The sequence below is a fragment of the Methyloceanibacter sp. wino2 genome, assembly GCF_003071365.1.
GTDB lineage: Bacteria > Pseudomonadota > Alphaproteobacteria > Rhizobiales > Methyloligellaceae > Methyloceanibacter.
Genome location: NZ_CP028960.1, coordinates 582,626 through 608,305, shown reverse-complemented (window position 1 = coordinate 608,305; position 25,680 = coordinate 582,626). Strand labels below are relative to the sequence as shown.

The following is a 25,680-nucleotide window of genomic DNA, read 5'->3' as shown; positions in this document are numbered from 1 at the left end:
GGGCGAGGGAAGGGCGCGGTTAGCGCCGGCCGGGTTGCCCCCGCTTATTCCGGCAGAGGCCCAGGGACCAGGTCGCGGTAGGCGCGCCAGCTGGCAAGACCGAGCCACGGGAACACGACGATCAGCGCGATGAAGCCGGTCGCGGCGCTCGCCAGGGTCAAGACGCCGAGGATCGCGGCCCACAGGAGCATCGGCCAAAAATTCTCGGCCACGGCCCGGACGCTGGTGGCGATGGTGGTGAACACCCCTGTATGGCGATCGAGCAGCATCGGCGCGGCCACGACGACTCCGCAATAGGTGAGAAAGGCGATCAAGCCGCCGGCGAGCGTGCCCGTGACAAGCATGGTGTTCCCGTCGGACGTCGTCAGAGCGAAGGTGACGAAGTCGTCGACGGTCCGATGCAACTGATAGGTCGACAGGCCATACACGATCTGGGCGATACGCCCCCAAAGCAGGTAGATCATCAGCAGGAATAGACCGAGATAGGCAAGATCGCCGCGGACGGCGTCCCGGACATAGAGCATCTCTCCGAGCGTCGGCTTCTCGCCGCGCTCGATGCTGCGTCCCGCCTGGTACAGCCCCATGGCGATCATTGGGGCGACGAACACGAAGCCGCAGGTCAAGGCCAAGGCCCAAAACTCCGCGTTGGAGACGACCAACGCGTAGCCGATGGCAAAACTCACGATCGCGAGGAGAAGGCCATAGGTCAGGCAGGGCACCGGCGCCTTCCAAAGATCGCGCCAGCCTCCGGCGAGCCACCGGAACGGCGCCTTCCAATCGACAATGGCGATATCGGGCAGTCCGCCTGAAGTCTCCACACCATCCTCCCCCAAAGTGGTCCCGCAGCGAGCAACGGCCCTATGGCCGTCGCCGGCAGAGCGGTCACATGCTCGCGAAATGGGGCGTATGCGTCCTTGCGGCACATCAAGCCCACGCGGGTCCTTAGGGGCTTAGCCGGGTCAGCGCAAGGCGGATCTAGGACGCTTCGGCCTGTCCGCCGGTGGACGCCGTGAGGCCCGGCGCCTTGGGTACGTCATGCGGCTGGGCCGATTGAACGTCCCGCGCCGCCGGATCGAGCTTTGTCCTATTGGGCTTGGTCTTCGCCAGAACGCGCTGCATCTGCTTCGGCAGATACGGCTCGGCGCGGTTCAGTTTCTCGTCCAGCCCCTTGTTGCGCTGGCGCAGGAGCCGGGCCCAGGCGGCGATGGTTGGGCTGCTGGCGATCAGGAGCGTCAGTCCGATCACCATGAGAATGAGACCGGTCGGGATCGGCAGCCAAACGGTGGCAAGGCCCGCGATCATGCAGACCGCGCCGGTGATCTTCAAGATGAGGTTGCTCAGGCCCGAGCCATTCCTGCCGCGCATCCGTCCTGGGTAGTGAACGCCGGTGACAGTTCTATGGCGCGACCGTGGCGCGGGCGGGGAACGCCGATCCGCCGCCGGCATGTTCGCGATCAGTCTTGACCGTCGGCTTGGCCATGTCCCTCCAGCCGCCGAAGCAGCGCGGCCATGGTGTAGCGCGTCGTCTCGATGGCCTCGACAGGTAGGCCTTCGGCGAGGTCGTTGACCCAAGGCGCCTGTAATTTCATGGCCGCGTCGAACCTGCGCCTACCCTCGTCGGTGAGAACGACAAGCTGAGCGCGCTTGTGATGCGGGTTCGGCTTGAACATCACGAGACCGTCTCTCTCCAGGTCGTTGACGATGCGCTGGATGTTTTGGCGGTTGGCGCCCATGTCGCGCGCCAGCCAAGCCACCGGCTGCGCCCGCTCCGCGGCAACGATTGTTCCGAGCACTTGCCAGCGTCCGCTCGTGAGACCTAACCCGGAAATCAGCCGGTCTCCGGCGGCGAGGACGCGGTTGTTGAGGCGAAACAGATCGAGAATGAGGTCGGTCAGGGCGCTTCCGGCCGGCGTTCGCAGTCGAGGGGTCATGATTGGTTCCATAGGCTGATATTGACATCATCATGTCAAATATATATGTGAGCATTATATCAAATTGACATCATGCTACCAAACCGAACGGAGCTTTTCATGTCCTTCATACGGCCACTGGACCCCGCCTTTCCGATTGACCGTCAACTGGCGGTGGATGCCTCCCCCGTCGTGCTGGTGAACGTCTTCACGCTCGAAAAAGCGGACGAAGAGCTGTTTCTGAAGGCGTGGGAGCAGGACGCGGAGTTCATGAAGCGGCAGCCGGGCTTCATATCCACCCAGCTCCACCGCGCGATCGGCGAGAGCCCTGCCTATCTCAACTATGCGGTCTGGGAATCGACGGGCCACTTCCGGGCGGCGTTCGAGAATCCCGAGTTCGTGGCAACGCACGCGGCCTATCCGTCATCCGCCGTGGCCGCGCCGCACCTGTTCCAGAAGGTCGCTGTGGCCGGGATTTGCGTCGCCTAGCGGCCGCGAACGCCCCGGAACGGAGAGTGTGGTGATGCTTAAGATCCTTCATCCAGTCGCGGGCGCGGTCGCGCTCGCGACGATTGCGACCTTCTGGCTCTCAACGGCCTTCAGCGAGCTATTCGCGTCCGAAGCGGCCGTGACCGCCGTCAAGACGGCCATACCGTGGGGCTTTCTCCTGCTGATTCCGGCCCTTGCCGCTGCGGGAGGATCGGGCTTTGCCCTGGCGCATGGGCGCCGAGCCGGGTTGATCGGCCGGAAGATCAAACGGATGCCGCTCATTGCCGCGAACGGCATCCTGGTCTTGATCCCGGCGGCGCTTTTTCTCGCCTTCAAGGCGCGCGCCGGAGAGTTCGATGCCGTCTTCTATCTGGTGCAAGCGGTCGAACTCGTGGCTGGCGCAGTGAACATCACGCTTCTTGGACTCAACATGCGCGATGGCCTCAAGATGGCGGGGCGGTTGCGCGCCCGGCAGGGGTGACCCATTCCGGGCAGACCGCCCCTTTGGCGGCGCAGTGCCCGCCGGGATCGGCCGATCCCACCGTTTCTCTTTTGTTCCAAACAGTGGATAGTGTTGAAGATTGAGAATCGCACCGCGCTTCGGCGCGCCGATAAGCCCACTGTCGTTGAAATGAAGTTCTCCGATTCGTTCTTGGATGAGGTCCGTGCCCGGCTCCCTGTGAGCCAGGTCGTGTCGCGCCGCGTGCAGCTCAAGCGCGCCGGGCGTGAGTTCAAGGGGCTGTCTCCCTTCAACAAGGAGAAGACCCCGTCCTTCACCGTGAACGATCAGAAAGGCTTTTATCACTGCTTCTCGTCCGGCCGGCATGGCGACATCTTCCGCTTCGTCATGGAGACGGAAGGTTTAAGTTTTCCCGAAGCCGTGGAGCGGCTGGCGGGGGAGGCGGGCGTGCCGATGCCGGCGCCCGATCCCCAATACGAGCGCACGGTCAAGGAGCGGCTCGGGCTCATGGACGCGCTCGAAGCCGCCGCCAAGTTCTTCGAGCAGGCGTTGCGGTCGGGCACAGGGCGCGACGCGCTCACCTATGCCGAGGGGCGCGGGCTGAGCCGAGAGACCATCGCCGAGTTCCGCATCGGCTATGCACCCGGAGGACGCGACACGCTCAAGAACGCGCTGCTGCAAAAAGGCTTCAGCGAGGCGCAGCTTCTCGATGCCGGGCTGATCATCAAGCCGGACGACGGGCGTCCCACCTACGACCGTTTCCGCGACCGGCTGACGATCCCGATTCTCGACGTGAAGTCGCGTGTCATCGCATTCGGGGCCCGCGCGCTCGCTCCAGATGCGCAGCCGAAATATCTGAACTCGCCGGAGACGCGACTATTCGACAAGGGCTCCCAAGTGTTCAACTTCGCCCGCGCGCGCGGTTCCGCCTTCGACAAGGGCGAGTTGATCGTCACGGAAGGTTATATGGACGTGATCGCGCTGCACCAGGCGGGTTTCAAGAACGCGGTGGCGACGCTTGGCACGGCCTTCACGGCGCGGCAGATGGAGCAGCTGTGGCAGCTCGCGCCCGAGCCCGTGATCTGCTTCGACGGCGACCGGGCAGGCGAGGCCGCCGCGGCGAGGGCCGTGGATCGAATGCTGCCCGTGCTGCGCGAAGGCCATTCGTTCCGGTTTGCCTTCCTGCCCCAGGGCCAGGACCCGGACGATCTCGTTCGCAGCGCCGGGCCGTCCGCCTTCTCGGCCTATCTCAAGAACGCCATGCCGCTGATCGACATGGCCTGGCGCCGGGAGATGCGCGCCGGCGCCATCGATACGCCGGAGCGGCGCGCCGCCTTTGAAGCGCGGCTCGAGGCGCTGCTGAACGAGATCGAGAATGTGCGTGTCCGCGAGCACTATCGCCGCGAGATCAAGAACAGGCTGTTCGAACTGTGGCGGCCGCAGCCTCGGTCCGGCAGAAACGGTGGGCCCGGCAAGAGAAACGGAGCGAAGCCCGCCCGCCGCGAGGCGCTGCCGCCGCCAACCGCCTATGGGTTCGGTACGATTGTTGCGCTGGCGCTCGTGAACCATCCTTGGCTGCTCGATCAGTACGCCGAAGAGATCGCGAGCGTGGATGTAACGGACAAGAAGCTTGCCGCGTTGCTCGCCGCCGCCACGAAAGCGATCCACGATGACCATGCCATTTCGCGCGACGCGTTGATCGCGAAACTGCGCGACGGATCCAACGGGGAACTGCTGGACCGGCTGTTCTTGGAAAGCCATCATGCGCGGCACGCCTTCCTGAAACCCGATATGCCGCGCGACGAGGTGGAGGAGCAGTTCACGGACATGCTCTATCGCTGGCGCGCGCTGCCGACGCTCAGCCGTGAGATCGCCGAGAGCGCCGAGGTCATCGCCGACATGTCCGAAGCCGAGTTCGAACGCTTTGCCGTTCTGCAGCAGGAAGTGGCGAGCGTCGGCCTCAAGCAGGACACGGACGACGCGGCCATGCGCGACGCGAAGCAGCGTTTTCAGGACATGCTCGCGCGCCTAAAAAGCGCGCCCCCCGCCAAAGGCCGCCGCCGGCAGGGCTGAGTCCCACGCATTGTGCGCTGCCCTCGGCGCATAGCCGGCCTAGAGAACATCCGAGACACTATCGTACCCCGCGCGCCGCCATGGATAAGCGGCGGCAGGAATGTGCGCGCGGCATGTCGTGAGGCTTGCGACCGGCAACGGCCATTCTGGATCTTGCTGGATCTTGGTCTTGGGCGGGCACCTGGCCGACCTTGCGACACGTACAGCGGTTATGGGGCAGGCCTATCGGAAGTTCGTCCGTACACGTACACCTTTCTAATCTGCGCCCGTATTGTTTAGCTTTTTTTCGACTGTTGCTCATTTGCACTAGCTGCCGTGCAACGACTCACCCAGGCTTTGCATCACATAGACGCAAGTGTGACGTGCGGTGCTGACTGACCGAGGGAGAGCGGGATGTCGCGATGGGATCGGCGTAAACGGCGTGCGTTGGTAAGGCGTGGGGCTTCTGATCCGCGCAGTACGGAGAGGTCGGATTCGGCGCTCCGAACATTTTCACAAAGACCGATCAGCAAACTGATCACCAGACAGTCGTTCGATCGCCGAACGCTGCTTCTGGGCACGGCGCTCGCGGCCGTCGCTGTATTCGCGCCCGTTGCCGCTCCTACGCCGGCACAGGCGCAGGTCGACTGCCTGACCGGAAACCCGCCGCCCGGCCCGATCGACGTTACAACACCTGGCGACGCCATCGTCTGCGCGCCGACCGAATACCGTACCACTGCGGGCGGCACTGTTATCAATCTCACCACCAATGGTGATGGCCGAAGCATCACCATCGACAACAGTGGGCCGCTAACCAGTATCCATCCCACCTTGGACTCTGTTGGCATTTTTGCCTCCACTGCAGGGACCAATAGCGACATCAGCCTCACCAATAGCGGTGCCATCACGGTTTCGGGCGACAATGCCACGGCCCTTAGCGTGGTGACGAGCAGTCCGGACAACGCCCTGATTGTCGACAACAGTGGAACACTCATCGTCACGGGCGCGGATGGCGCCAGCGGGATGAGCGTGTCGGGTACGAGCCAAGTTCCGGCGCGCATCTCGAATAGCGGCGACATGATCGTGAGCGCCGGTTCACAACCCGCCACCGGATTTAACTTTCAGGGGGCGGTTGGGCTCATCCTCGACAATAGCGGTGATCTCACGGTGACTTCCGCAAACAACTCGGGCGTCGGCATCTTCGCGCAGGCCGTGGCAGGTTTTTTTGACATCACGAATAGCGGCGATATCACGGTAAGCGGACGGGGCGTCGCGAGCGGCATTTTTGCGCAGTTCGGACCGGCCGGGCAACGCATTAGCATCGACAACAGCGGCGATATCAACGCGACGACGACCCAAGGTTACGCCTCCGGTATCCTTGCTCAAAACACGGGCGATGATGCGCCAATCGACGTTTACAACAGTGGCGGTATCACCGCCGATGGCGACGTTGCACGCGGCATCTACGCCACGACTGGTGGCTCCCGCAGCCCGATCACGATCGTGAATGGCGGCCCGATCGCCGTGAACGGTCCGACGGCAATTGGCATCGACGTGGAGAGCAGCGGCAACGAGAGCACGGTGTCGGTGAGCAACACGGCGGCGATCGACGCGACAGGACAAGGGCAGACGGTCGGTATCTTTGGCCGCGTTGGGGGGTCGACAGCCGCTCCCACCGCCACGTCGGATAGTCCACTGACCATCCTCAACAGCGGTGAGCTTACGGTTCTGGACACCGGACCTTCCGGTCGGGCAACCGGCATATATGCGACGTCCAATGGCGTGATTGGCCTAGGCCCGATCGCCATTACCAACAAGGGTGCAATCGATGCCCGCGCCACGGGCGCGAACAGCTATGCCTACGGCATCAACGCGTTCAGCATCAGCCCGAACAGCGCGATCACGATCGACAACCAGGCGATGGTCACGGTTCGGGCGCGCGAGCAGGCCGTGGGTCTGCAGGCCGTCGTTACGCCGACAGCCGAGGTGGACCCGGGCTTCACGCCGATCTCGGTCACCAATAGCGGCGATATCCACGCAAAGATCACCGACACGACCGGCGGTCCTTACAACTATGCCATCGGCATCATCACGCTCGCGATCGGCCCGAACGCGCCCATCTCGATCAACAATTCCGGCTCGGTGTATGCGGAGGGCGGCCCGCGCAATGTGGGCGTCTATTCGTATAGCTACTACGTCGGCAATAAGACGACGATCACCAATACGGGCGAGATCGGGGCGCAGTCTCATCTGGCCATCGACGTGAAGGGTCTCGGCAACGCCGACATCTTCAACGCCGGAACGATCACGGGCTTCGTGGATCTGACGGAACAGAATGACCGCTTCGTGAACCGGGCGGGCGGTGTCTTCGAGACGAAGAAGACGTCTCTGTTCGGCGGCGGCGAGGATGTGTTCTCGAACCAGACCGGCGCCACTGTGCTGGCCGCGACGAATGCCTCCAAGCGTGAGTCGAGCGGCTTCCGGGGGCTGGAGACCTTCAAGAACAACGGCGGCACGATCTCGCTGGTCGACGGCGGGGTGGGGGACACATTCACCCTCGCCAACACGCCGGGGTCTGCGGATCTCAAATTCGAAGGCGGCGGGTACCTGGCTGTGGATGCGTCCTTGCGCGGGGCCGGCTCGAAGGCGGACAACTTCATCGTCGACGGCGACGTGTCGGGCGTGACCAAGGTGATGGTCAACAATACCAGCACCCTGCCGGGCGTCTTCAATTCGCAAGGCATCCCGGTCGTGTTCGTGGAGGGTCAGACCCCGAAGGCAGGCAACTTCGTGATGGCGGACGGACCCATCGATACGGGGCTGTTCGACTACGACCTCTATTTCGTGCCGACAGGCTCCGGATATTGGGAGCTGCGCAGCTTTGCGGGCGCGTCCGCTCATATGCTGCCGAAGCTGCTGACCGCGGCCCAGGATCTGTGGCACGAGACCTCGAGCACCTGGTTCGACAGGACGGCGGATTTGCGGGTGGTGCTGAACGGGGGCGGGGCCCCGGCCTATGACGCCGGCGCCAAGTCCATGAGCGAACCTTCGTCAAATGGCCTGACGCCCGGCGTCTGGATCAAGGGCGGCGGCTCGCGTCTGGATCGCAACGGTTCGGCCACCACCTCGGCCTATGGGCGCAATTACGACTACGACCTCGACAACGAGCTCTCCACGGTCGACCTGCAGATGGGCGTCGACATGGGCAGATACGATGTGCTCTCGGAAGGCGATGTGCTGGTCTTCGGCGTGCTCGGCGGCTTCGTCGGCGCCGGCCTCGACTACGACAGCCTCGCCGACAGTTTCAACTTCTCCGGCGGCCAGGTGGGAGCGTATGCCACCTATCTCAAGGACGGTCTCTTCGTCGATACGCTGCTGAACGTGCATCTCTATGAGATCGACACGCCGAATCTGGGCTTCCCCGACAGCCTGAACGCCACCACGGTGGGCCTCAGAACCGACGCCGGCTACCGCTTCGGTTCATTCACCGGCGGGGCCTTCTTCGAGCCGCTGGCGACGATCGAGATCGCCTGGGCCGATATCGACGGCTTCAACGTGGGCGGCAACAAGGTCAGCTTCTCCGACGATGCCAACGTCAGAGGCCGGATCGGCGGGCGTGTCGGCACCACCACGGAAGCCTGGGAAGGCACCATGATGGAGCCGTTCCTGATCGCGAGCCTGTGGGGCAACCTCTCGGAAGACAATGCGGCGACGCTGGTGTCCTCCGGCACGACCTTCCAGTTCCAGGACGATCTGGACGACGTCTGGGGCGAGTTCTCGGCCGGCGTGAACCTGTTCAACTTCTCCCAGACCACCGCCGTGTTCGCCAAGGTCGACTACACCTTCGGCGAGGACGTGCAAGGCCTCGGCGGCAAGGCCGGCATGCGCGTGGCTTGGTAAAAAGGAGCCGTTGGCCCAGAGCCCGTGCCGTACCCGCTATCCCTTCGATTCGAGGAATTTCTTCAAGCCATCGAAATCCATGACCGGGGCGATCTGGTGCACGTTGAGATCCGTCCAGGGGTCGAACAGGGCCATGATCGCTTCGGCGCTGTCTGATTCGAAGATGCTCCAGGTTTCCTGCTGCGTGAGCGATATCCACGCGCCGAGCAGCTTCACGCCTGAGGGTTCGACCACGCCGTTCTCCATGAATCGCGCCAAGCTCTCATCGCGCGCGTCGGGATCGATCGTCACATAGCAAACAAAAAGCATGGTGTGCTCCACTCGCTAAGCCGTCGCCGTTGGCCGCACGGCGCCAAGCCTTAGGGCAAGCCCGTACGGTAAGAAGATTGGCGATTGTATACGACATCGCGTTGACCGCACGCGCCGATGATTGCTGGCGGACAGTCCTGACCGGACCAGACAAATCCCGGAATCCTCCTTGATTTTAGCGTCCCACGCGACCATTCTCCGCGGCAATTCAAGGATGCGGAAGGAGCCTTATGGCGAAGGAAGAAATGCTCGAATTTCCGGGGGTGGTCACCGAACTCCTCCCGAATGCCACTTTCAGGGTGAAACTCGAGAACGAACACGAGATTATCGCCCACACGGCGGGACGTATGCGCAAGAACCGGATTAGGGTGCTTGCTGGTGACAAAGTTTTGGTCGAGATGACCCCTTATGATCTCACTAAAGGTCGGATCACTTACCGGTTTAAGTAGCAAGCTCGGGCTGAAACGGAGCACGCCGGCGCCAGCCGAGTCGGAGCCCGTGGCCGCCGCTGTGCCGGGTAAGATCAAGGCGCCGAAGCGGCCGACGCGCCGCCGCGCGCCGAAGCCGGGCTCCAGCTTTCGGCCTAAACTCGTGCTCGCCTCCGCGTCGCCGCGCCGTTTGCAGCTGCTCGAACAGGCAGGGCTTGCGCCGGATGCGCTGCGCCCGTCATCGGTCGACGAGAGCGTGTCGAAGGGCGAAGTGCCGCGTCAGATCGTGCGGCGGCTGGCCAAGGCCAAGGCCGAGGCTGCGCTGAAGCTCGTCAAGAACGAGCCGGAACTCGCCAAGTGTTTCCTGATCGCCGCCGATACGGTTGTGGCCGTCGGCCGGCGCGTGCTCGGCAAGGCCGAGCTCGAGAACGAGGCGGCGGACATGCTGCGGCTTCTGCGCGGCCGCGCCCATCGCGTCTACACGGCGGTGACCATGGTAACGCCCGAGGGGCGGTGGCGCGAGCGCGTGGTCGAGACCCGCGTGCGCTTCCGCAACATCACCGACCAGGAGATCGGCGCCTATCTCGCCAGCGGCGAATGGCGCGGCAAGGCGGGCGGCTATGCCATTCAGGGCATTGCCGGGGCCTTCGTCATCAAACTGGTGGGCTCCTACACGAATGTGGTGGGGCTGCCGCTGACCGAGACGGTCAGCATGCTGGCGGGCGAGGGCTATCCGGTCGCGCTACTGTGGCTGGCCAAGGCCGAGGTCGACTCCGAGTGACCGCCGGCCGGGACAGCAAAGCGGCGCAAAAGGCGGTCGCGCGCTGCCCGATCTGCCGCAAGCCGACAGTCAAGGCCCATCGTCCCTTCTGCTCGAAGCGCTGCGCGGAGCTCGATCTCGGGCGCTGGCTCAAGGGCGCCTATGCGGTTCCCGGAGACCCGGCCGAGGAGGCCTATCCCGAGCCGCCCGCCGGCTGGGACGAAGACTAAGCCGGCGCTTTTGCCGGGCACACGCGGAGGCAAAAACCCGCGAAGTCCGGTCTCGACAGAGCCCGGCCGATTGCCTATAAGCCAGGGCCTTACGGGATAGGGCCTTGCATGCAATTCTTGCCAAGCGGCCCATCGCGTCCAGCCTGACAGTAGGCACGCCCAGGTAGCTCAGTTGGTAGAGCAGCGGACTGAAAATCCGCGTGTCGGTGGTTCGAATCCGCCCCTGGGCACCACTCTCCGCCCTTCGCCGACGAGCCCCAATCGCCCGGTCAGGAAAACATCCGCCGTATTGCGCGTAGCGGTGACGTGAGGCGCCAGGAAGAGCTTTCCTGGATGGAGCGGAGTTTCTCGGACAGGCGTTGCTTCTCCGCCAGCTCTTCGCTCACCTTTTCTGCCTCGTCCTCCAGAGCGGCGAGGTGCGCGCGCAAGTTTCGGGCCTCGGCGTCTTTGCGGCCGATGATCCGTCGGTACTCTTCGAAGATCACCTCCGCGCCGGTGTCGAGGTTTGCCTCCGCGGCCAGCTTCAGAACGTATTTCAGGGGATCCCTCCGATTGACGCGCATCCGGAACGCCGTCCAGAAGTCGGCGAGGTCGCGATCCACATCGACGGGATGCGGTTCGTAAATAGCGTGCCGGCCAGGCGCGGCCTCTTTGAGTTCTCGCAGCCGTTGCCGCCAAGCCGGTCCGCACTGAAGTCCGACGACCGCCTCGTGAAGCTTCGCCTCGGTCGAAGCGCGCAACGTGTCCGACTTCGCCAGTGAGATGGCCTGGGCCAGATAAGCTTCGACATCGGCGGGTTGGGGCACCTCCGAGAGAGGGAAATCGTGCGCGGAAAAGGGCGGCACCACGCAGGCGGGGATCCGCACCACCGGCAGCCCGGAGACAGCGGCTTCCAGCAAGGCGGTATGCGAGTCGAAGGGAAAGCCTTCGAGATAGATGTCCGCGGCGGCGTGGTATGCGGCCACGTCGTGCTGAACGCCCACGGGGATCAGACGGTCCCCGAGCGCTTCCACGGCGGCGTCCCAGTCGTCGTCCTCGGCGCTCGGTCCGACCGCCACGAGATACGCGGCCGGCAGCGTGCTCAAAAGCGCTCGCACCATCGCCAGAAAATCGAGATCGCCGAGCGCTTTGTATTTGTATGCCGCGCCAACGGTCACGAAGACGATGGCCGTTTCGGGAATGCCCAAGCGGGCACGCACCGCTTGGCGATCCTGCGCCATGATCGACGGGTCGCGCGGGCTCGGCAGCGGAATGCGAAACAGAAAATTCCTGTCCACGCCGCGATTGCGGCGCGCCAAGTCCACGCTGGCCTGGCGAACGTTGACCACGAGGTCGGCAATGGAGGCGCCGACCCAGAACACGTGGTCCGCATGGTTCAACAGCAGAACCGGCGGCCCGCCGGCAACGCCGAACGCGACTGTCGGGACGACGTCCCACATATGGGTATGCAGCACGACACGGTCTGCCTCGCGTGAAGCAAGCTCCCGCAGCACTCGAGCCCTTTCGCGCAGTGACGGAATGCCGCCAAGCGCCGTTACCGTTCCGCCGCTTCGTTCGACCGCGGCTTTCAATTCAGGAAGAGCAAGCGCGTCCATGGAGGTCAGCGCCAGATGGTGTTCATCTCCGCTGTCGTCGTTTTCGATCCACCGGTGCAGCAGCGCCGTATGGCCGCCGACGGCGTAAGCGATCGACAGGACGTGAAGCCATCGCCGAGGTTCGGAGTTGGCGGCCGGACGCTCCTCCGGGGCAGCGCCAAGTCGTGCGGCGATCTGGAGGGCCGCGTTCTCGAGCCGCGACGAGGTCAGTTGGCCAAAACCGAAGGCACTCGCCAAGTTGGCCGCAACGTGCAGCCAGTTGACGGCCGCGTCATCGTCTTGGTCCTTCAGACATGCTTCTGCGTGCCCCAGGCACCAGTCGAACAGACCCCGGCATAGCGTCTGGCGCGCGACGATTTCTTTGGCAGAGGGCGCAGGAGACGGCGACATGGCTATCGGCACCGCATGGCTCAATTTCCGGCAGGCAGGCGATCGATTGTCTCGCGCGCATACCATGTCCCGCCGGTTGGTTCGAATCCGGCCTTGGCGAAGGCGCGCAAGGACGCCGTGTTCTTGGGGAATATCTCCGCGAGAAGCCGCAAGTGCGGCGCCAGCCCGTTGGCGGCTCGCAGAGCCGCGCTGCCGATGCCTTTTCCGCGCGCACTTTCGGTGATCAGGATGCTGACCTCGAAACCTTCGTCGCCGCGGCGGTCGAGGCGAAGCACCCCTCTGGGCCTGCCGTCCACCATGATGACCATCGGATGGCACGAAGGATCGGCGAGCTTCTCCGCCATCCAGGCGGCGTGTTCTTCACGCGATGGCGAATTGGTATTGCGCGAATGGGTGCGTGCGCCGGGTTCCCATTGCCAACCGAAGATCAACAGCTCGTCGCTTGCGTCCATGGGCCGGAGCCACACCTGCGCGCCGGAAGGGGTTCGTTCGGCGCCGACATCGGCTTGAACTAGTCGTGACATGGAGCCCATCGCGACGCATGGGCCTTCACGACAGAACGTGCGAGAGACGCATCGGATCCCGCCGGGAGCGTCTCTCCAAGCCTTATGCGTTGCTTTTCGCTCATACGCGCCCTCGCTCCCTGAGCATCAAGTCAATTGAGAGCGTGCCCTCCTTGTCAAGGCATCTTTCCCGCATATTCAGCAGCTATTGTTCGAGCATGGGCAATGGTTTGGAGCTAAAAACCTGCCCTGGTATTGGCGCTTGTATGACCCGCAGGGGAGGCTAGACGTGGAGGCTGCAGGTCCGGACATTCCCTTTTTCCGGCTCGATCTCGACGACGAAGACATCGCTTCGGTGGTCTCCGTCCTTCGAGGCGGCTGGCTAACGGCCGGCCCGCAAGTGGCGGCGTTCGAGGACGAGTTCGAACAGTTCATGGGAGAGGGTGTTCGAGCCGTTGCGGTTGCATCCAACACGGCGGGAATGCATCTAGCTCTCGAGGCGCTCGGGATCGCCCAAGGCGATGAGGTCATCGTTCCGACGCTGACCTTCACGGCCACGGCGGAAGTCGTTCGCGCTCTCGGTGCCGATGTGGTGTTCGTCGATATCGATCCGCAAACGCTCTGCATCGATCCCGACAAGATTGCCGAGGCGATTACCCCGAGAACGCGCGCCATCATGCCGGTCCATTTCGGCGGGCTCCCTTGCGACATGGGCCGCATCTACGCACTGGCCGAACCCCATGGAATTCACGTCGTCGACGATGCTGCCCATGCGCTGCCGGCCTCAATAGACGGTGTTCACGTCGGGGCCGGCGCCTCGGATGCCGCGGTCTTCAGCTTCTATGCGAACAAGACGATTACGACGGGGGAGGGCGGCATGATTGTCTCGCGCAACGAGTCGCTCATCGAGCGCTGCAAGCTGACGCGGTTCCACGGCATCGATCGCGATAGCTTTGACCGCTCAGCCCCGGATCTTGCGAAGCTCTGCTACGATGTCGTCGCTCCAGGCTTCAAGTACAACATGAATGACATGGCCGCATCGCTCGGCCGGACGCAGTTGTCCCGGGCGCACGACTTTCATACTAGACGCCAGCACATCGCCGCCCGATACCACGACGGCGTTGCCGGGCTTCCCTTGACCCTGCCGGCGTGGCCCAAGTCCCACCAGACCCATTCCTGGCATCTCTATCCAATACAGTTCCACGATCGCGCGGCGCGCGACCGGTTCCTAGAGCACCTCTCCCGGCATGGGGTAGGCTTCTCGATCCACTACAGGCCGCTGCACCAGATGACCTATTGGCGCGAGCGCAACAATCTACGCGACGACCAGTTTCCGGTGGCAACGCGGTATGCGGAACGGTGCGTCAGCCTTCCCATTTTTGCATCGATGCGAGACGACGAGATCGCCAGGGTCATCGACGTCGTCCAGGCGGCATTCCACTAGCGTAGGTAGGATAAGTCCAACTCATTGGGACCTGGCTGCGCGGTCTTTTCGGCGGAGGGTGACTCGCGTCTGTCTTGCTGGTGGTTCGCGTTCCGCATTCCGGCCTTCGCGGCGGTCCTCGTCATCGTTTGGCTGATGATCGCGCGGGCGCCGCCGGGGCTTCATTGAGCCGCCCGACCTCGCCACACCCGGCAGGCTGATCCGCTCGCGGGCCAGAGGGGGCTGAGATCTCATGGTCCAGCCTCGCTAACGTCTTAATTTGCGCTTCAAAGTCAAAGGATTCGGCGCCTGCAGAGGGGAGTCGGCCCTCCCGGGCCCGCGAACCGAGCCCTGGGCATCGCCCCCCGGCTCGTGCTCTAATGGACTGAAGGGGGGCGCGATTCTAGGATCTGCGCCGGCCGTCGGCGTGGGCGGTCAAGTTTGGGGGGAAATGCGATGTCGGCGATGCAGCCCATTTCGAGGCCTGGGAGACTCTGCGCCTGATGTCGGCTGGGTTTGGCCTTGAGAGGATTGGGCTTCTCGCCCTGCGCTTTCCGCGCGCGACCCTTCTGCTCATTGTCTTGATTACGGTGCCGCTGGCGTACTTCTCGACGAAAGTCGGCTTCTCGAGCGACATTCGCGAGATCTTCCGTTCCGGAACCGTCGACTATGCCAAGTTTCAGCTGGTCGAGGAGCAGTATCCGGACAGCGGCCAGGATGTCCTGCTGCTCATCCGGTCCGACGACCTCTTCACGGTCAAGAACCTCGAGCGGCTGCGGGATCTCCATCTCGAGCTGAGCTTCGCGAATGGCGTGCGCGATGTCGTATCGATGTTTTCGGCCCGCCATCCGCCCGACAATGCCGGCGGCGCCGAGCCGCTCTTCCCTCCGGAGATCACGGAGAAGGATTTGCCGGAGGCGAAAGAAGCGATTCTCCACCATCCGCTCGTAGCCAAAAAGCTCCTGTCGCCGGATGGGCAGACCACGCTCTTCGTGATCGCGATGCAGCCTTACCCGGATATCGACGACTTGCGCGTCGTCGCGAGTGAGTTGCGCGATGTGACGGAGCGCATGCTCGAAGGGACCGACATGACGGTCCAATATTCGGGTCTGTCGTTTTTGCGGCTCGAGATCGTTTCGTCGCTCATGGCCGACCAGATGACGTTCATCTCCGTCGGCTTCCTGATCGTCCTGCTCATCTCCTGGCTCTTCTTCCACAGCATCACCTATGTCTGCGTGGCGGCGCTTCCGTCCGTCATCGCTGTGATCTGGCTGGGCGGCATCACGGGCTTGCGCGGAACGGAGGTCGACGTCATGAGCGGGGTCGTGCCCGCCCTCGTCATCGTGCTCGTAGTGGCAAGCTCGCTCCATCTTCTCTTCAAGGTCAGACGCGAGCTCGCAGAGGGCGCCGATGTCTACGACGCCGTGGATCGGTCCGTGCGCGAGATCGGGCCCGCCTGCGTGCTGGCCTCGCTGACCACGGCAATCGCGCTGTTCTCGCTCACCCTGGTGCCGCTGAAGATCGTGGCGGGTTTCGGACTCACAGCGGCGATCGGTACGGCGATTGCGTATCTTGTCACCATCACGGTCGTCCCGTCGCTGGCCTTTCTGCTCTTCAGCCGTGTGAAGAAGAAAAAGTCGCTCGGGAACAAGGCCGACCTGGCCTTCGGCGCGGCAAGCCGTTGTTGCCACGGCGTTGCGCATTTCGCCTTGGTGCGGCCGCGGTTGGTGCTCGGATGCGGTCTCATCCTCTTGGTCGGCGCGGGCATTCTCTATTCCCAGATCAGTCCCCGCTATCAATATCGGGAGTACCTGCCCGAGCGCAGTCCGGCGCATCTCGCCATGAACGCCATCGACGACCGGCTGGCGGGAACCGAGAATATCTTCGTCCATATTCAGATGCCGCCGGGCGCGCGTATAGACAGCCCCGAGAGCGCGGAGCTCGTGAACAAGGTCGATGGGATCGTCGCCGGTTTGCCTCTGGTGCGCAGCGTGACGTCGCTCCATGGCATCGAAAGTTGGGCGGTTGCCGGCGAAATGACCGAAGATCAATTCTTCGGCCTCCTCCAGGAAGCCAAGACGCCGCTCATGGATAGAATCCTATCGGTGGACGACAACTCGACGCTTGTCACCGGGTATTTCCCAGGGACGGATGCCGCGGATCTCCTGCCGGTGGTGAAGGAGCTGGAAAGCAAACTCGATAAGTTGCGCGCCGCCTATCCGGGGGTGGTCTTCACCGCGACGAGCCTTTCGGTTCTGTCCGCGAAGGCGAGCTACGAGATGATCGCCCAGCTGAACAGAAGTCTTCTTCTCGCGATCTGCCTCAACATCCTGCTTGTCGGTCTGGTGTTCCGGTCGGTGCGCGCGGGCCTCTACTGTGTCTTGCCGAATCTTCTTCCGATCATGGTCGTTGCCGGGTTCCTCTATCTCTCCGGGTTGGGCTTGCAGTTCACCAGCGTCGTCGCCTTCACCATCGGATTCGGTATTGCGGTCGACAACACGATCCACATTCTCAACTATTACGGCTTGATGCGCTCTCACGGCCGGGCCGTGCGACCGGCGCTGGAAGAGACGCTGACCACGATCGGGCCGGTTCTGACGGTCGGGACGGTTGTTTTGATCTCCGGATTCGCCGCAACACTGCTGAGTCAGCTGCCGAATCTGCGTCTTTTCGGCGAAGTCGCCATTATGTTGCTTGCCACGGCCCTGTTGGCGAACCTACTGATACTCCCCGCAACGATTGCAATCCTGGAAGGTGGTCCGCTAAAGAAGAGCGGATCGCGGCATTGATGGCGGATTGGGGGCGTCAGCCATCATGCTCAGTGGGCAATGAGCGGAGGTACATTTATGCAGGTGATGGGGAACCGTCTTTCGCGCGGGAGTTCGATGGTGCCAGGTCGGGAATTTGCGCAGGTCACCGGACGCGCGTTTTTTGGGTTCGCACTGCTTGCCCTCATGGTGGCGGTGGCGCCGAGCACAGCGGCATCGGCGGCCGCGCTGGCCGGAGAATGGAGCGGCGAGGGCACGGTCACCCAGACCGAAGGGCCGACTGAGAAGGTCCGGTGCCGCGTCAGCTATAAACAGGAAAGCGCCAAGGTCTTCGGTGTTGTCGCTCAGTGCGCCTCGACGTCGAAGATGATGAAGCAGATCGGCGAACTCCTGGAAGTGCGCCCCGGTGTCTACACTGGCGAATTCCTCCTCACGCAGTACGACGTCAGCGGCCGGGTCCGCGTTGTCGTCGAGGGTGAAACCCAGACGGTGACGTTCAAGAGCCCCCGCGGCGAAGGCGAAGTCATCCTCAACCGGCGATAGGGTCGCCGCTCACGGGCGCGTCTCGCACCCGGGGATTACGACTGCCCTGAGGTCGAAACGCCTTTCGCCTTGACCTTGGCCTGCCAGATTTGCGTGTCGCCTAAGATGAAGAGCACATCGTTCTTCGGGCCGCCAAAGGTGAAATTGGCGACACCCGGCGCATCTATCTCGCCCAGAAGATCGCCCTCCGGCGAGAACACCTGCACGCCGGTCGCCGACGACGTGTAGACCCGTCCTTTCGTATCGAGCTTGATTCCGTCCGGGCAGCCCGGCGCGACCGTCGCGAACAGTCTGTCGCCGCGCAGGTGACCGCCCTTGTGCACGTCGAAGGCGCGGATGTGGTGCGGCAGGTTCACGAAATACGTGCCGGGAGCCTGATTAGCGCCCGTGTCGGTGATGTACAGCACGCTCTCGTCGGGCGAGAAGGCGAGGCCGTTCGGCTTGTTGAACGAGTCCGCCACCACGGCCGTTTCACCGCTCGCGGGATCGTGGCGATAGACATAGGCGCCGATCTTGGCGGCCGGTTTGAAGCCTTGCAGCTCGCCGTAATTGGGATCGGTGAACCACACGGTGCCGTCCGACTTCTCGACGATATCGTTCGGCGAGTTGAGCGGCAGCCCGCGCCAGGAATCGACGAGCGTTTCCAACGCGCGCGTCGCAAGGTCCATCCGGCTGATGCGCGCATGCTCGTCCAGCGTGCCTTGTTCGCAGATCAGGAGCCGGCCCTTGCGGTCGAGGCACATACCGTTCGCCATGTTCGACGGCTGCCGCACGACCTCGAGCGGGCCGGCTTCGAAGGGGAACCTGTCGCCCTTCAAGGCAAGCCGCATGATGGCGATGTTCTTGGGGCCGGGCTCCGGCACGGTGGTGAAATAGAGCGCGTGTTCGGCGGCGACAAAGACCGGGCCTTCATGGGCGTTGGTCTCGATCAGGACCAGCCGTTTGAAGTCCTTGCCGAGGACTTTCCGGAATCCGGCCTGGAAGCAGGTGTAGCTGTCGGCTTCTTGCTTTGCTCTTTCGTCCGTCATGGCAGACCTCCGTTCGAGCGGCGCGAAAACGCCAATAGCACGCCTCTATAACAAAGGTTCCACAACCTTGCTGACGGCGACGCCAAGCGTGCGCTGTGCTTCCGGATCAAGGTGCACGCCGTCAACGGCGCTCACCTTGACGACTTCGCCCGCGTCGAGAAAACCGATGCCGAAACGCTTGGCGACCGTCTCATAGGCGCCGGCAAGCCCCCGCGAGGTGCCTTGCCCGCCGGAATACATCAGGGACATTTCAGGGTTCAGCGATCCAAGTGGCGGCGGGGCGATCACCACCATCTTCGGTGCGGTGCCGCCCGGGCCCGCCTGGCTCGCGTTCACCGTCCGGACCATCGCCATGAGATTGATGCCGGCCCGGCCCGCGGTGAGCCCATAGCAGGGCGCACTGTCGTTCGTCCCCAACATGACCGCGACCACGTCGAGCGGTGAGTGGCTCTCCAGGAGCGGCGGCAGCATCGCCATTCCGTTGCGATAGGGACGGGCGGGATCGTCGGTGGCGATCGTCCGCGCGTTCAGCCCTTCCTCGACCACCCGGCCGCGCCCCTGCAGCGCGGCTTCCAACGCGCGGGGCCAGCGGTCTTCCGGCACAAACCGCGTTCCGTCTTTGGGATTGTAGCCCCAGGTGATCGAGTCGCCGAAGCACAGGATGGTTTTCGTCACGGATGTCTCCCCGGTCGCTTGGTGCCGCCAAGGCGGCTCTCGTCAGTCTCGCCGTCATTGTGCGGCCGGCGCAACGCGCCAAACAGTATTGCCCACATCGTCGGCCACGAGCAGGGCTCCGGTGCGGTCTTCGGCCACGCCGACGGGGCGCCCGTAGGCCTTGCCGTCCGCGCCGAGAAACCCCGTGAGGATGTCTTCGGGTCCTCCCGACGGCATGCCGCCCTCGAACGGCACGAAGATCACCTTGTAGCCGCTCGGGGCCGGCGGTTCCAGGACCCGTGCTGGCCGACGAAGGCGCCGCCCCGGAAGCGCTCGGGAACAGGTCGCCGGTGTAGAAGGCAAGCCCGAGCGAGGCCGTGTGCGGTCCGAGCGCATAGTCGGGAACGATCGACGTCTTCACGAGATCGGGGCGCTGCGGCTGGACCCGCGTATCCACGTGGTCGCCGTAATAGCTGTAAGGCCAGCCGTAGAAGCCGTTCTCCTGGACCGAGGTCATGTAATCCGGCACGAGATCGCTGCCGAGTTCGTCCCGTTCGTTGACCGAGGTCCACAGCGTGCCGCTGTCGGGCTGAAAAGCGAGGCCCACGGGATTGCGAAGGCCCGACGAGAACAGGCGCGAAGACCCGCTGTCGAGATCGATTTCGTGGATCGCCGCGCGTCCGGCCTCGCTGTCGAAACCGCGTTCGCCAACATTGCTGTTGGAGCCCACCGAGACGTAGAGCTTCGTGCCGTCGGGGCTGGCGATGATGTTCTTCACCCAGTGGATGTTGACCGGACCGGCGGGGAGTTCCGCAACCAGTTCGCCTTTTTCGGAAATCTCCGTGTCGCCGGCTGCGTAGGGAAAGCGGAGGACGCTGTCGGTGTTCGCCACGTAGAAACTGTCGCCGACGAGCGCCATGCCGTAGGGCGAGTTGAGCCCTGACAGAAATGTCGTGCGCGTCTCGGCCACGCCGTCGCCGTCGCCGTCGCGCAGCAGCGTGATGCGGTTGGGGCTCTCCACGCCGGCGCCCGCCCACCACATGCCGAGCTTCATCAGGTGCCCCATGATCCCGTCGGTCATGCCGGGTTGCGGTGGCGCGGCGCTCTCGGCGGCCAGCACGTCGCCGTTGGGGAGGACATAGAGCATGCGCGGATGGTCCAAATCCGAGGCGAAGGCATTCACTGTCAGGCCGTCCGCGGCTTGCGGTGCCTTCCCATCCGGCCAGCCTGTCGCTTCGGCGATCACGACCGTGGGCAACGTGGTTTCGACAGGCGGGGGTAATTCGGGGTTCGGGCCCGTGCCGGCCGATACGGGCAAGGTGGCTTCCTCGCCGCAGCCCGGCAGAAGCACGCAAATCAAAGCGGCGAAGAGACCGGCGATCAGACGTCTATGCATGGAGCTTCGGATCCTCGCGGGCGCCAACTTTGGCCAAACCTGGGCAGGGATGGGACGTCGGCGGTCAAATTGGTGTGAAACGGCCATTAAGTGCTTCGGCTGTTTGGGTTTTTGGGTGCCCCGCTGCGACATTGCGGCCTTTCAGCCTATGGGACCGTGCAGGCGAGTGAGATAATGTGATAAGCCCACGGCGAAGTCGTGAATCGCAGTCTTGCGGGCGACGGTAGTCATCCTCCTCGGATCATTAGAATGCAGCAGAGAAACGAAAGCGCCAAGCGCGAGGCACAGGACTCGAAGGGCGGCAAGCCATCCGTGTCCGATACGCCGGCATCCAAGTCGCCGTCCGGATCGGAACAGGAAGCGTCCGCGTCGGGCCGTGGCGGCAGACTCCTTTTCATCACGCTGGCTGTGCTGGCCGTGGCCGGGCTCGTGTACTGGTACATGTCGGCTCCTCAGGAAGCGCAACAGGCCGGTGCTCCCGATGGCGCGCCACCCGCGCCCCCGGTGACCGTGTCCGCGCCGCTGGTCGAGACGCTGCGGGAGTGGAGCGACTTCACGGGACAGTTCATTGCTCAGGAATCCGTCGAGATCCGCGCCCGGGTCAGCGGCTACCTGGAATCGATCAACTTCAAAGACGGCCAGTTGGTGAAGAAGGGCGAACTTCTCTTCGTCATCGAGCCGCGTCCGTTCGAGATCGCGCTGGACTCGGCCAAGGCCGATCTCGCTCAGGCCGAAGCTCAGCTCGACCTTGCCAAGGTGCAGCTCGAGCGCACGGCCGAACTGCATAAGAAAAGCTATGCCTCGGGGCAGACCTTCGACGAGCGCGCCGCGGAAGTGAAGAACGCGACCGCGGCCCGCGATCGCGCCCGCGCGGAAGTGGATCAGGCGCAGTTGAATCTCGATTACACGCGCGTCATGGCCCCCGTCTCGGGCCGCGTGGGCCGTCATGAAGTGAGTGTCGGCAATCTGGTCGTCGGCGGCACCGGCGAGACGACCTTGCTCACGACCATTGTTTCGCTCGATCCGATCTGGCTGATGTTCAACATCAGCGAGGGCGACGGCATGACCTACAAGCGCCTCATCCAGAAAGGCGAGGTGCAGTCCGCCCGCACCAACAGCGTGGCGGTCGAGGGCCAGCTCATGGACGAGACGGACTGGCCGCTGAAGGGCACGATCGACTTTGTCGACAACCAATACGACCGTTCGTCCGGCACGATCCGCGTCCGCGCATCGTTTCCCAACAAGGACCTGTTTATCACGCCCGGACAGTTCGGCCGCGTGCGCGTGCCCATGTCCCAGGAGAAGCCGACGATGCTCGTGCCCGACGCCGCCGTGGTCACGGACCAGTCGACAAAGCTGCTGTTCACCGTGGCCGAAGACGGGACGGTCGTACCGAAACCCGTGGAGCTTGGTTCTGTGACGGATGACGGCTTGCGTGTCGTCCGGAGCGGCATCACCCGCGACGACAAGGTCGTCATCAACGGCTTGTTGAGGGCGCGGCCCGGTCAGAAGGTCACGCCGCAGCCCGGCGAAATCAAACCTCAAGGGCAACAGGCCTCCGCTCAATGAAGCTCTCGCACTTCTTCATCGACCGGCCGATCTTCGCCGCCGTTATCTCGATCCTCATTACGCTGATCGGCGGCGTCGCCTATTTCAGCTTGCCGGTTTCACAGTATCCCGAGATCGCGCCGCCATCGATTCAGGTGACGGCGCAATACCCCGGCGCGTCCGCCGAGATCGTCGCCAATACCGTCGCCACGCCCATCGAGCAGGAAGTGAACGGCGTAGACGACATGATCTACATGACGTCTCAATCGACCGGCGACGGCTCGATGTCGCTGACCGTGACGTTCAAGCTGGGCACGGACCTCGATACGGCCCAGGTGCTGGTGCAGAACCGCGTCGCGATCGCGACCCCGCGTCTGCCCGAGGAAGTGCGCTCGCTCGGCGTCCAGGTCGTGAAGCAGTCGCCGGACCTCATGATGGTGATCCATCTGAGCTCGCCCGACGATAGCCGCGACATGCTGTACGTCTCGAACCATGCGACGCTGCATGTGAGGGATGTGCTGTCGCGTATCGACGGCGTCGGAAATGTCAGGATCTTCGGCGCGCGAGACTACGCGATGCGCGTCTGGCTCGACCCCGACAAGCTGGCCCTCCGCAATCTTACCGCAGGCGACGTCATCAGCGCTTTGCGCGGACAGAACGTGCAGGTCGCGGCCGGCGTGATCAACCAGCCGCCGGTACCCCAGCCTGGAGCCTTTCAGCTCAATGTCGAGACGCAAGGGCGTCTGACGACGCCCGAGGACTTCGGCAATATCATCGTGAAGGTCGAGGGGAGGGGCGTGTCGTGCGGGTGCGCGACGTGGCCCGGGTGGAACTTGGGGCCGCGGACTACAACCTGAATGGCTATCTCGATGGCCGCATCGCGATCCCGATGGGCATCTTCCAGCGTCCGGGCTCCAATGCGCTCGATACGGCCGCCGAGGTCGAGGCCGCCATGGAGGAGCTTTCGAAGTCCTTCCCGGCCGGTCTGCGTTACGACATCGTCTACAACCCGACGGTCTTTATCTCCGAATCGATCGAGGCGGTGCTGCATACGATGTTCGAGGCCGTCATCCTGGTGGTGCTCGTCATCGTCATCTTCCTCCAGACATGGCGCGCGTCGCTGATCCCCATCGTCGCAATTCCGATCTCGCTCGTGGGCACGTTCACTGTGCTTTCGGCGATCGGGTATTCGCTGAACAACCTGTCGCTCTTCGGCTTGGTGCTCGCGATCGGCATCGTGGTCGACGATGCGATCGTGGTGGTGGAGAATGTCGAACGTAACATTCGTGAGGGCCTCAAACCGCGTGAAGCGGCCTACCGCACGATGGACGAGGTCGGCACTGCGCTGATCGCAATGACCCTCGTCGTTTGCGCGGTGTTCATCCCGACACTGTTCCTGAGCGGCATTCTCGGCCAGTTCTTCCGCCAGTTTGCGGTGACCATCGCGACAGCCACGCTGATCTCACTCGTCGTGTCGCTGACCTTGAGTCCGGCACTGTGCGCGTTGCTGTTCAAGCCGCATGAGGCCGGCGAGAAGAAGGGGCTGATCGGGCGGGTGCTCGACCGGGCCTTCGGTGTCTTCAATCGTGGCTTCGATTGGGTGGCGAACAAATATGGCGCGCTCACGGGCCGGCTCTTGCGCATGTCCGGCATCATGCTGGCGATCTATGCCGGACTGATCGGGTTGACCGTCTTTCAGTTCCGCGCGGCTCCAACGGGCTTCATTCCGAACCAAGACCTCGGCTATCTCATCAACATCATTCAGTTGCCGCCGGGCGCCGCCCTGTCGCGTACCGACGAGGTGGCTCTGAAGGTGACCAAGATCGCCCTCGAGACGCCGGGCGTCGCTCATGCGGTTCCGATCGTTGGCCTGGACGGCGCCACCTTCACCACGAACTCGAACTCGGCCGTGGTGTTCACGCCGCTCGAGCCGTTCCAGGAGCGGGCGAAAAAGGGCCTGAGCGCGGCCGCCATCTCCGGTGCGCTCAACCAGGGCTTCGCGTCCATCGAGGATGCGTTCATCTTGAGCATCTCGCCGCCGCCGGTGCGCGGTATCGGCACCACGGGCGGCTTCAAGATGGAGGTGCAGGACACCAAGGGCGCGCCGTTGTCGCAGCTTGCGGAGGTCGCGCAGACGCTGATGGGCGCGGCGAACCAGGACCCCGGTCTTTCGCGCGTGTTCACGACCTTCAACACGGGCACGCCCAGTGTCTACGCGGATATCGACCGGGTGCGCGCCGAAATGCTCGGTGTGAACGCCGACGATATCTTCCAGACGCTCGAGGTCTATCTCGGCTCACAATACGTGAACGACTTCAACTTCCTCGGCCGCGTGTACCGCGTGACGGCGCAGGCGGACGGCAAGTTCCGCCAGGATCTGCACGCGATCTCGCAACTCCAGGCGCGCAATGCGGCAGGCGAAATGGTGCCGCTGGGTTCGGTGGCCGCGTTCCGCGATATCACAGGGCCCTACCGGGTTGAGCACTTCAACCTGTTTCCCGCGGCGGCCGTGCAAGGCGGAACGAAACCGGGCTTTTCGAGTGGCTACGGATTGGAGGCCATGGAGAAGCTCGCGGCCGAAGTGCTCCCTGAAGGCTATTCCTACCAATGGACCGAGCTCGCCTATCAAGAGAAACAAGCCGGCGACACCGCCATCTTTGTGTTCGCCGCGGCGGTTGTGTTCGTGTTCCTGCTGCTCGCCGCTCAATATGAGAGCTGGGGCTTGCCGCTCGCGGTCATCTTGATCGTGCCCATGTGTCTGCTGGCTGCGGTCAGCGGATTGATGCTGCGCGGGATGGACATCAACATTCTGGGCCAGGTCGGCTTTGTCGTCTTGATTGCCTTGGCCGCGAAGAACGCCATTCTGATTGTCGAATTCGCGCGGCAGAACGAGGAGCAAGGCCAGGACCGGTTCCAGGCCGTGGTCGAGGCGGCGCGCGTGCGCTTGCGGCCTATTCTGATGACGGCATTGGCCTTTATTCTCGGTGTCGTGCCGCTCGTCATCGCGACCGGGGCCGGCTCCGAGATGCGCCAGTCCCTGGGCACGGCCGTGTTCTCTGGCATGCTGGGCGTTACGGCGTTCGGCCTGATCTTCACGCCGATCTTCTATGTCGTGGTGCGGAAGTTCATGCCGGACCGGAAGTTGCCGGAGGAAGAGAGCGCCAAGCCTGCGGAGTAGGGCGTTTTGCGTCCGAAGGCTGCGGGACCGGACGCTCGTGTCAGGGCCTTAGGACCTCGTTGCGGTGGGCAAGCTCAGGCCGGTGTTGCCCAATCCAGTAGCATCCGACTATGATG

General features: G+C 63.6%; 20 protein-coding genes, 1 tRNA gene and 2 pseudogenes. 14 read left to right on the top strand and 9 right to left on the bottom strand.

Annotated elements, in window-relative coordinates; translation table 11 throughout:
• Positions 1-44 precede the first annotated feature (44 nt).
• From DCY11_RS02785 to DCY11_RS02775, 3 genes are all read right to left on the bottom strand, one after another.
• Positions 45-818, bottom strand: a complete 774-nt coding sequence (locus DCY11_RS02785; RefSeq protein WP_108681160.1) for a DUF2189 domain-containing protein — start codon at positions 816-818, stop codon at positions 45-47.
• A 157-nt stretch (positions 819-975) separates the two neighbouring features.
• Positions 976-1,365 (bottom strand): hypothetical protein, encoded by a 390-nt coding sequence (locus DCY11_RS02780; protein WP_108681159.1) that lies wholly within the window; start codon positions 1,363-1,365, stop codon positions 976-978.
• 89 nt (positions 1,366-1,454) lie between these two features.
• Positions 1,455-1,931: a MarR family winged helix-turn-helix transcriptional regulator gene (locus tag DCY11_RS02775; protein ID WP_108683639.1), complete on the bottom strand. Its 477-nt coding sequence runs from the start codon at positions 1,929-1,931 to the stop codon at positions 1,455-1,457.
• A 99-nt stretch (positions 1,932-2,030) separates the two neighbouring features.
• On the opposite strand from DCY11_RS02775, the gene DCY11_RS02770 reads away from it, so the two are divergent.
• The 4 genes from DCY11_RS02770 (at position 2,031) to DCY11_RS02755 (ending at position 8,811) form a co-directional block, all read left to right on the top strand.
• Positions 2,031-2,399, top strand: coding sequence for an antibiotic biosynthesis monooxygenase (locus DCY11_RS02770; RefSeq protein WP_108681158.1), 369 nt, complete (start codon positions 2,031-2,033; stop codon positions 2,397-2,399).
• Positions 2,400-2,433: 34 nt separating this feature from the next.
• Positions 2,434-2,880: a hypothetical protein gene (locus tag DCY11_RS02765; RefSeq protein WP_108681157.1), complete on the top strand. Its 447-nt coding sequence runs from the start codon at positions 2,434-2,436 to the stop codon at positions 2,878-2,880.
• 90 nt (positions 2,881-2,970) lie between these two features.
• On the top strand, positions 2,971-4,932 hold the full coding sequence (dnaG, locus tag DCY11_RS02760) for a DNA primase (RefSeq protein WP_108681156.1): 1,962 nt from the start codon (positions 2,971-2,973) through the stop codon (positions 4,930-4,932).
• 810 nt (positions 4,933-5,742) lie between these two features.
• On the top strand, positions 5,743-8,811 hold the full coding sequence (locus DCY11_RS02755) for a hypothetical protein (RefSeq protein ID WP_108681155.1): 3,069 nt from the start codon (positions 5,743-5,745) through the stop codon (positions 8,809-8,811).
• Between the two features lie 36 nt (positions 8,812-8,847).
• On the opposite strand, the gene DCY11_RS02750 is transcribed toward DCY11_RS02755, so the two are convergent.
• Positions 8,848-9,120, bottom strand: a complete 273-nt coding sequence (locus DCY11_RS02750) for a DUF3303 domain-containing protein (RefSeq protein WP_159079751.1) — start codon at positions 9,118-9,120, stop codon at positions 8,848-8,850.
• Positions 9,121-9,350: 230 nt separating this feature from the next.
• Between DCY11_RS02750 and infA the strand changes: the two genes are divergently transcribed.
• The 4 genes from infA to DCY11_RS02730 all read left to right on the top strand — a co-directional run bounded on the left by infA (position 9,351) and on the right by DCY11_RS02730 (position 10,771).
• Positions 9,351-9,569, top strand: a complete 219-nt coding sequence (infA, locus tag DCY11_RS02745) for a translation initiation factor IF-1 (protein ID WP_045365920.1) — start codon at positions 9,351-9,353, stop codon at positions 9,567-9,569.
• 49 nt (positions 9,570-9,618) lie between these two features.
• Positions 9,619-10,329, top strand: coding sequence for a Maf family nucleotide pyrophosphatase (locus tag DCY11_RS02740; RefSeq protein WP_371515025.1), 711 nt, complete (start codon positions 9,619-9,621; stop codon positions 10,327-10,329).
• Positions 10,326-10,538 carry a DNA gyrase inhibitor YacG gene (locus DCY11_RS02735; protein WP_108681152.1) on the top strand — a complete coding sequence of 71 codons (213 nt, stop codon included), beginning with the start codon at positions 10,326-10,328 and terminating at the stop codon, positions 10,536-10,538. Before DCY11_RS02740 ends, DCY11_RS02735 begins: the two co-directional genes overlap by 4 nt.
• A gap of 157 nt (positions 10,539-10,695) precedes the next feature.
• A tRNA-Phe gene (locus DCY11_RS02730) sits at positions 10,696-10,771 on the top strand.
• A 36-nt stretch (positions 10,772-10,807) separates the two neighbouring features.
• Here the strand turns inward: DCY11_RS02730 and DCY11_RS02725 are convergent.
• Both DCY11_RS02725 and DCY11_RS02720 read right to left on the bottom strand, forming a co-directional pair.
• Positions 10,808-12,523, bottom strand: coding sequence for a hypothetical protein (locus tag DCY11_RS02725; RefSeq protein ID WP_108681151.1), 1,716 nt, complete (start codon positions 12,521-12,523; stop codon positions 10,808-10,810).
• A 20-nt stretch (positions 12,524-12,543) separates the two neighbouring features.
• Positions 12,544-13,047: a GNAT family N-acetyltransferase gene (locus DCY11_RS02720; RefSeq protein ID WP_159079750.1), complete on the bottom strand. Its 504-nt coding sequence runs from the start codon at positions 13,045-13,047 to the stop codon at positions 12,544-12,546.
• Positions 13,048-13,315: 268 nt separating this feature from the next.
• Here DCY11_RS02720 and DCY11_RS02715 point away from each other — a divergent pair, with 268 nt between their 5' ends.
• From DCY11_RS02715 to DCY11_RS02700, 4 genes are all read left to right on the top strand, one after another.
• Positions 13,316-14,470, top strand: a complete 1,155-nt coding sequence (locus DCY11_RS02715; RefSeq protein WP_108681149.1) for a DegT/DnrJ/EryC1/StrS aminotransferase family protein — start codon at positions 13,316-13,318, stop codon at positions 14,468-14,470.
• A 24-nt stretch (positions 14,471-14,494) separates the two neighbouring features.
• Positions 14,495-14,638 carry a hypothetical protein gene (locus DCY11_RS15730; protein ID WP_208430498.1) on the top strand — a complete coding sequence of 48 codons (144 nt, stop codon included), beginning with the start codon at positions 14,495-14,497 and terminating at the stop codon, positions 14,636-14,638.
• Positions 14,639-14,952: 314 nt separating this feature from the next.
• Positions 14,953-17,238 carry an RND family transporter gene (locus tag DCY11_RS02705; protein WP_108681148.1) on the top strand — a complete coding sequence of 762 codons (2,286 nt, stop codon included), beginning with the start codon at positions 14,953-14,955 and terminating at the stop codon, positions 17,236-17,238.
• 96 nt (positions 17,239-17,334) lie between these two features.
• Positions 17,335-17,760, top strand: coding sequence for a hypothetical protein (locus DCY11_RS02700; RefSeq protein ID WP_108681147.1), 426 nt, complete (start codon positions 17,335-17,337; stop codon positions 17,758-17,760).
• 35 nt (positions 17,761-17,795) lie between these two features.
• Here DCY11_RS02700 and DCY11_RS02695 read toward each other — a convergent pair whose 3' ends face one another.
• From DCY11_RS02695 to DCY11_RS02685, 3 genes and pseudogenes are all read right to left on the bottom strand, one after another.
• Positions 17,796-18,788 (bottom strand): SMP-30/gluconolactonase/LRE family protein, encoded by a 993-nt coding sequence (locus DCY11_RS02695; RefSeq protein ID WP_108681146.1) that lies wholly within the window; start codon positions 18,786-18,788, stop codon positions 17,796-17,798.
• 45 nt (positions 18,789-18,833) lie between these two features.
• Positions 18,834-19,463: an SGNH/GDSL hydrolase family protein gene (locus tag DCY11_RS02690; RefSeq protein WP_108681145.1), complete on the bottom strand. Its 630-nt coding sequence runs from the start codon at positions 19,461-19,463 to the stop codon at positions 18,834-18,836.
• Positions 19,464-19,517: 54 nt separating this feature from the next.
• A pseudogene (locus tag DCY11_RS02685) lies at positions 19,518-20,838 on the bottom strand (sorbosone dehydrogenase family protein).
• A gap of 249 nt (positions 20,839-21,087) precedes the next feature.
• Here DCY11_RS02685 and DCY11_RS02680 point away from each other — a divergent pair.
• Together DCY11_RS02680 and DCY11_RS02675 are read left to right on the top strand one after the other, a co-directional pair.
• On the top strand, positions 21,088-22,407 hold the full coding sequence (locus DCY11_RS02680; protein ID WP_108681144.1) for an efflux RND transporter periplasmic adaptor subunit: 1,320 nt from the start codon (positions 21,088-21,090) through the stop codon (positions 22,405-22,407).
• Positions 22,404-25,564: pseudogene (locus tag DCY11_RS02675) on the top strand (efflux RND transporter permease subunit). The gene DCY11_RS02680 and the pseudogene DCY11_RS02675 overlap by 4 nt, the downstream one beginning before the upstream one ends.
• Positions 25,565-25,680: the final 116 nt, after the last annotated feature.

What these genes read in the sequence shown, in the direction of transcription:
- DCY11_RS02680 (WP_108681144.1), top strand. Translation starts at nt 21,088, where the DNA reads ATGCAGCAGAGAAACGAAAGCGCCAAGCGCGAGGCACAGGACTCGAAG.
- DCY11_RS02775 (WP_108683639.1), bottom strand. Translation starts at nt 1,931, where the DNA reads ATGACCCCTCGACTGCGAACGCCGGCCGGAAGCGCCCTGACCGACCTC.
- DCY11_RS02780 (WP_108681159.1), bottom strand. Translation starts at nt 1,365, where the DNA reads ATGCGCGGCAGGAATGGCTCGGGCCTGAGCAACCTCATCTTGAAGATC.
- DCY11_RS02720 (WP_159079750.1), bottom strand. Translation starts at nt 13,047, where the DNA reads ATGTCACGACTAGTTCAAGCCGATGTCGGCGCCGAACGAACCCCTTCC.
- DCY11_RS02700 (WP_108681147.1), top strand. Translation starts at nt 17,335, where the DNA reads ATGGTGCCAGGTCGGGAATTTGCGCAGGTCACCGGACGCGCGTTTTTT.
- infA (WP_045365920.1), top strand. Translation starts at nt 9,351, where the DNA reads ATGGCGAAGGAAGAAATGCTCGAATTTCCGGGGGTGGTCACCGAACTC.
- DCY11_RS02725 (WP_108681151.1), bottom strand. Translation starts at nt 12,523, where the DNA reads ATGTCGCCGTCTCCTGCGCCCTCTGCCAAAGAAATCGTCGCGCGCCAG.
- DCY11_RS02695 (WP_108681146.1), bottom strand. Translation starts at nt 18,788, where the DNA reads ATGACGGACGAAAGAGCAAAGCAAGAAGCCGACAGCTACACCTGCTTC.
- DCY11_RS02750 (WP_159079751.1), bottom strand. Translation starts at nt 9,120, where the DNA reads ATGCTTTTTGTTTGCTATGTGACGATCGATCCCGACGCGCGCGATGAG.
- DCY11_RS02770 (WP_108681158.1), top strand. Translation starts at nt 2,031, where the DNA reads ATGTCCTTCATACGGCCACTGGACCCCGCCTTTCCGATTGACCGTCAA.
- DCY11_RS02705 (WP_108681148.1), top strand. Translation starts at nt 14,953, where the DNA reads ATGTCGGCTGGGTTTGGCCTTGAGAGGATTGGGCTTCTCGCCCTGCGC.
- DCY11_RS02765 (WP_108681157.1), top strand. Translation starts at nt 2,434, where the DNA reads ATGCTTAAGATCCTTCATCCAGTCGCGGGCGCGGTCGCGCTCGCGACG.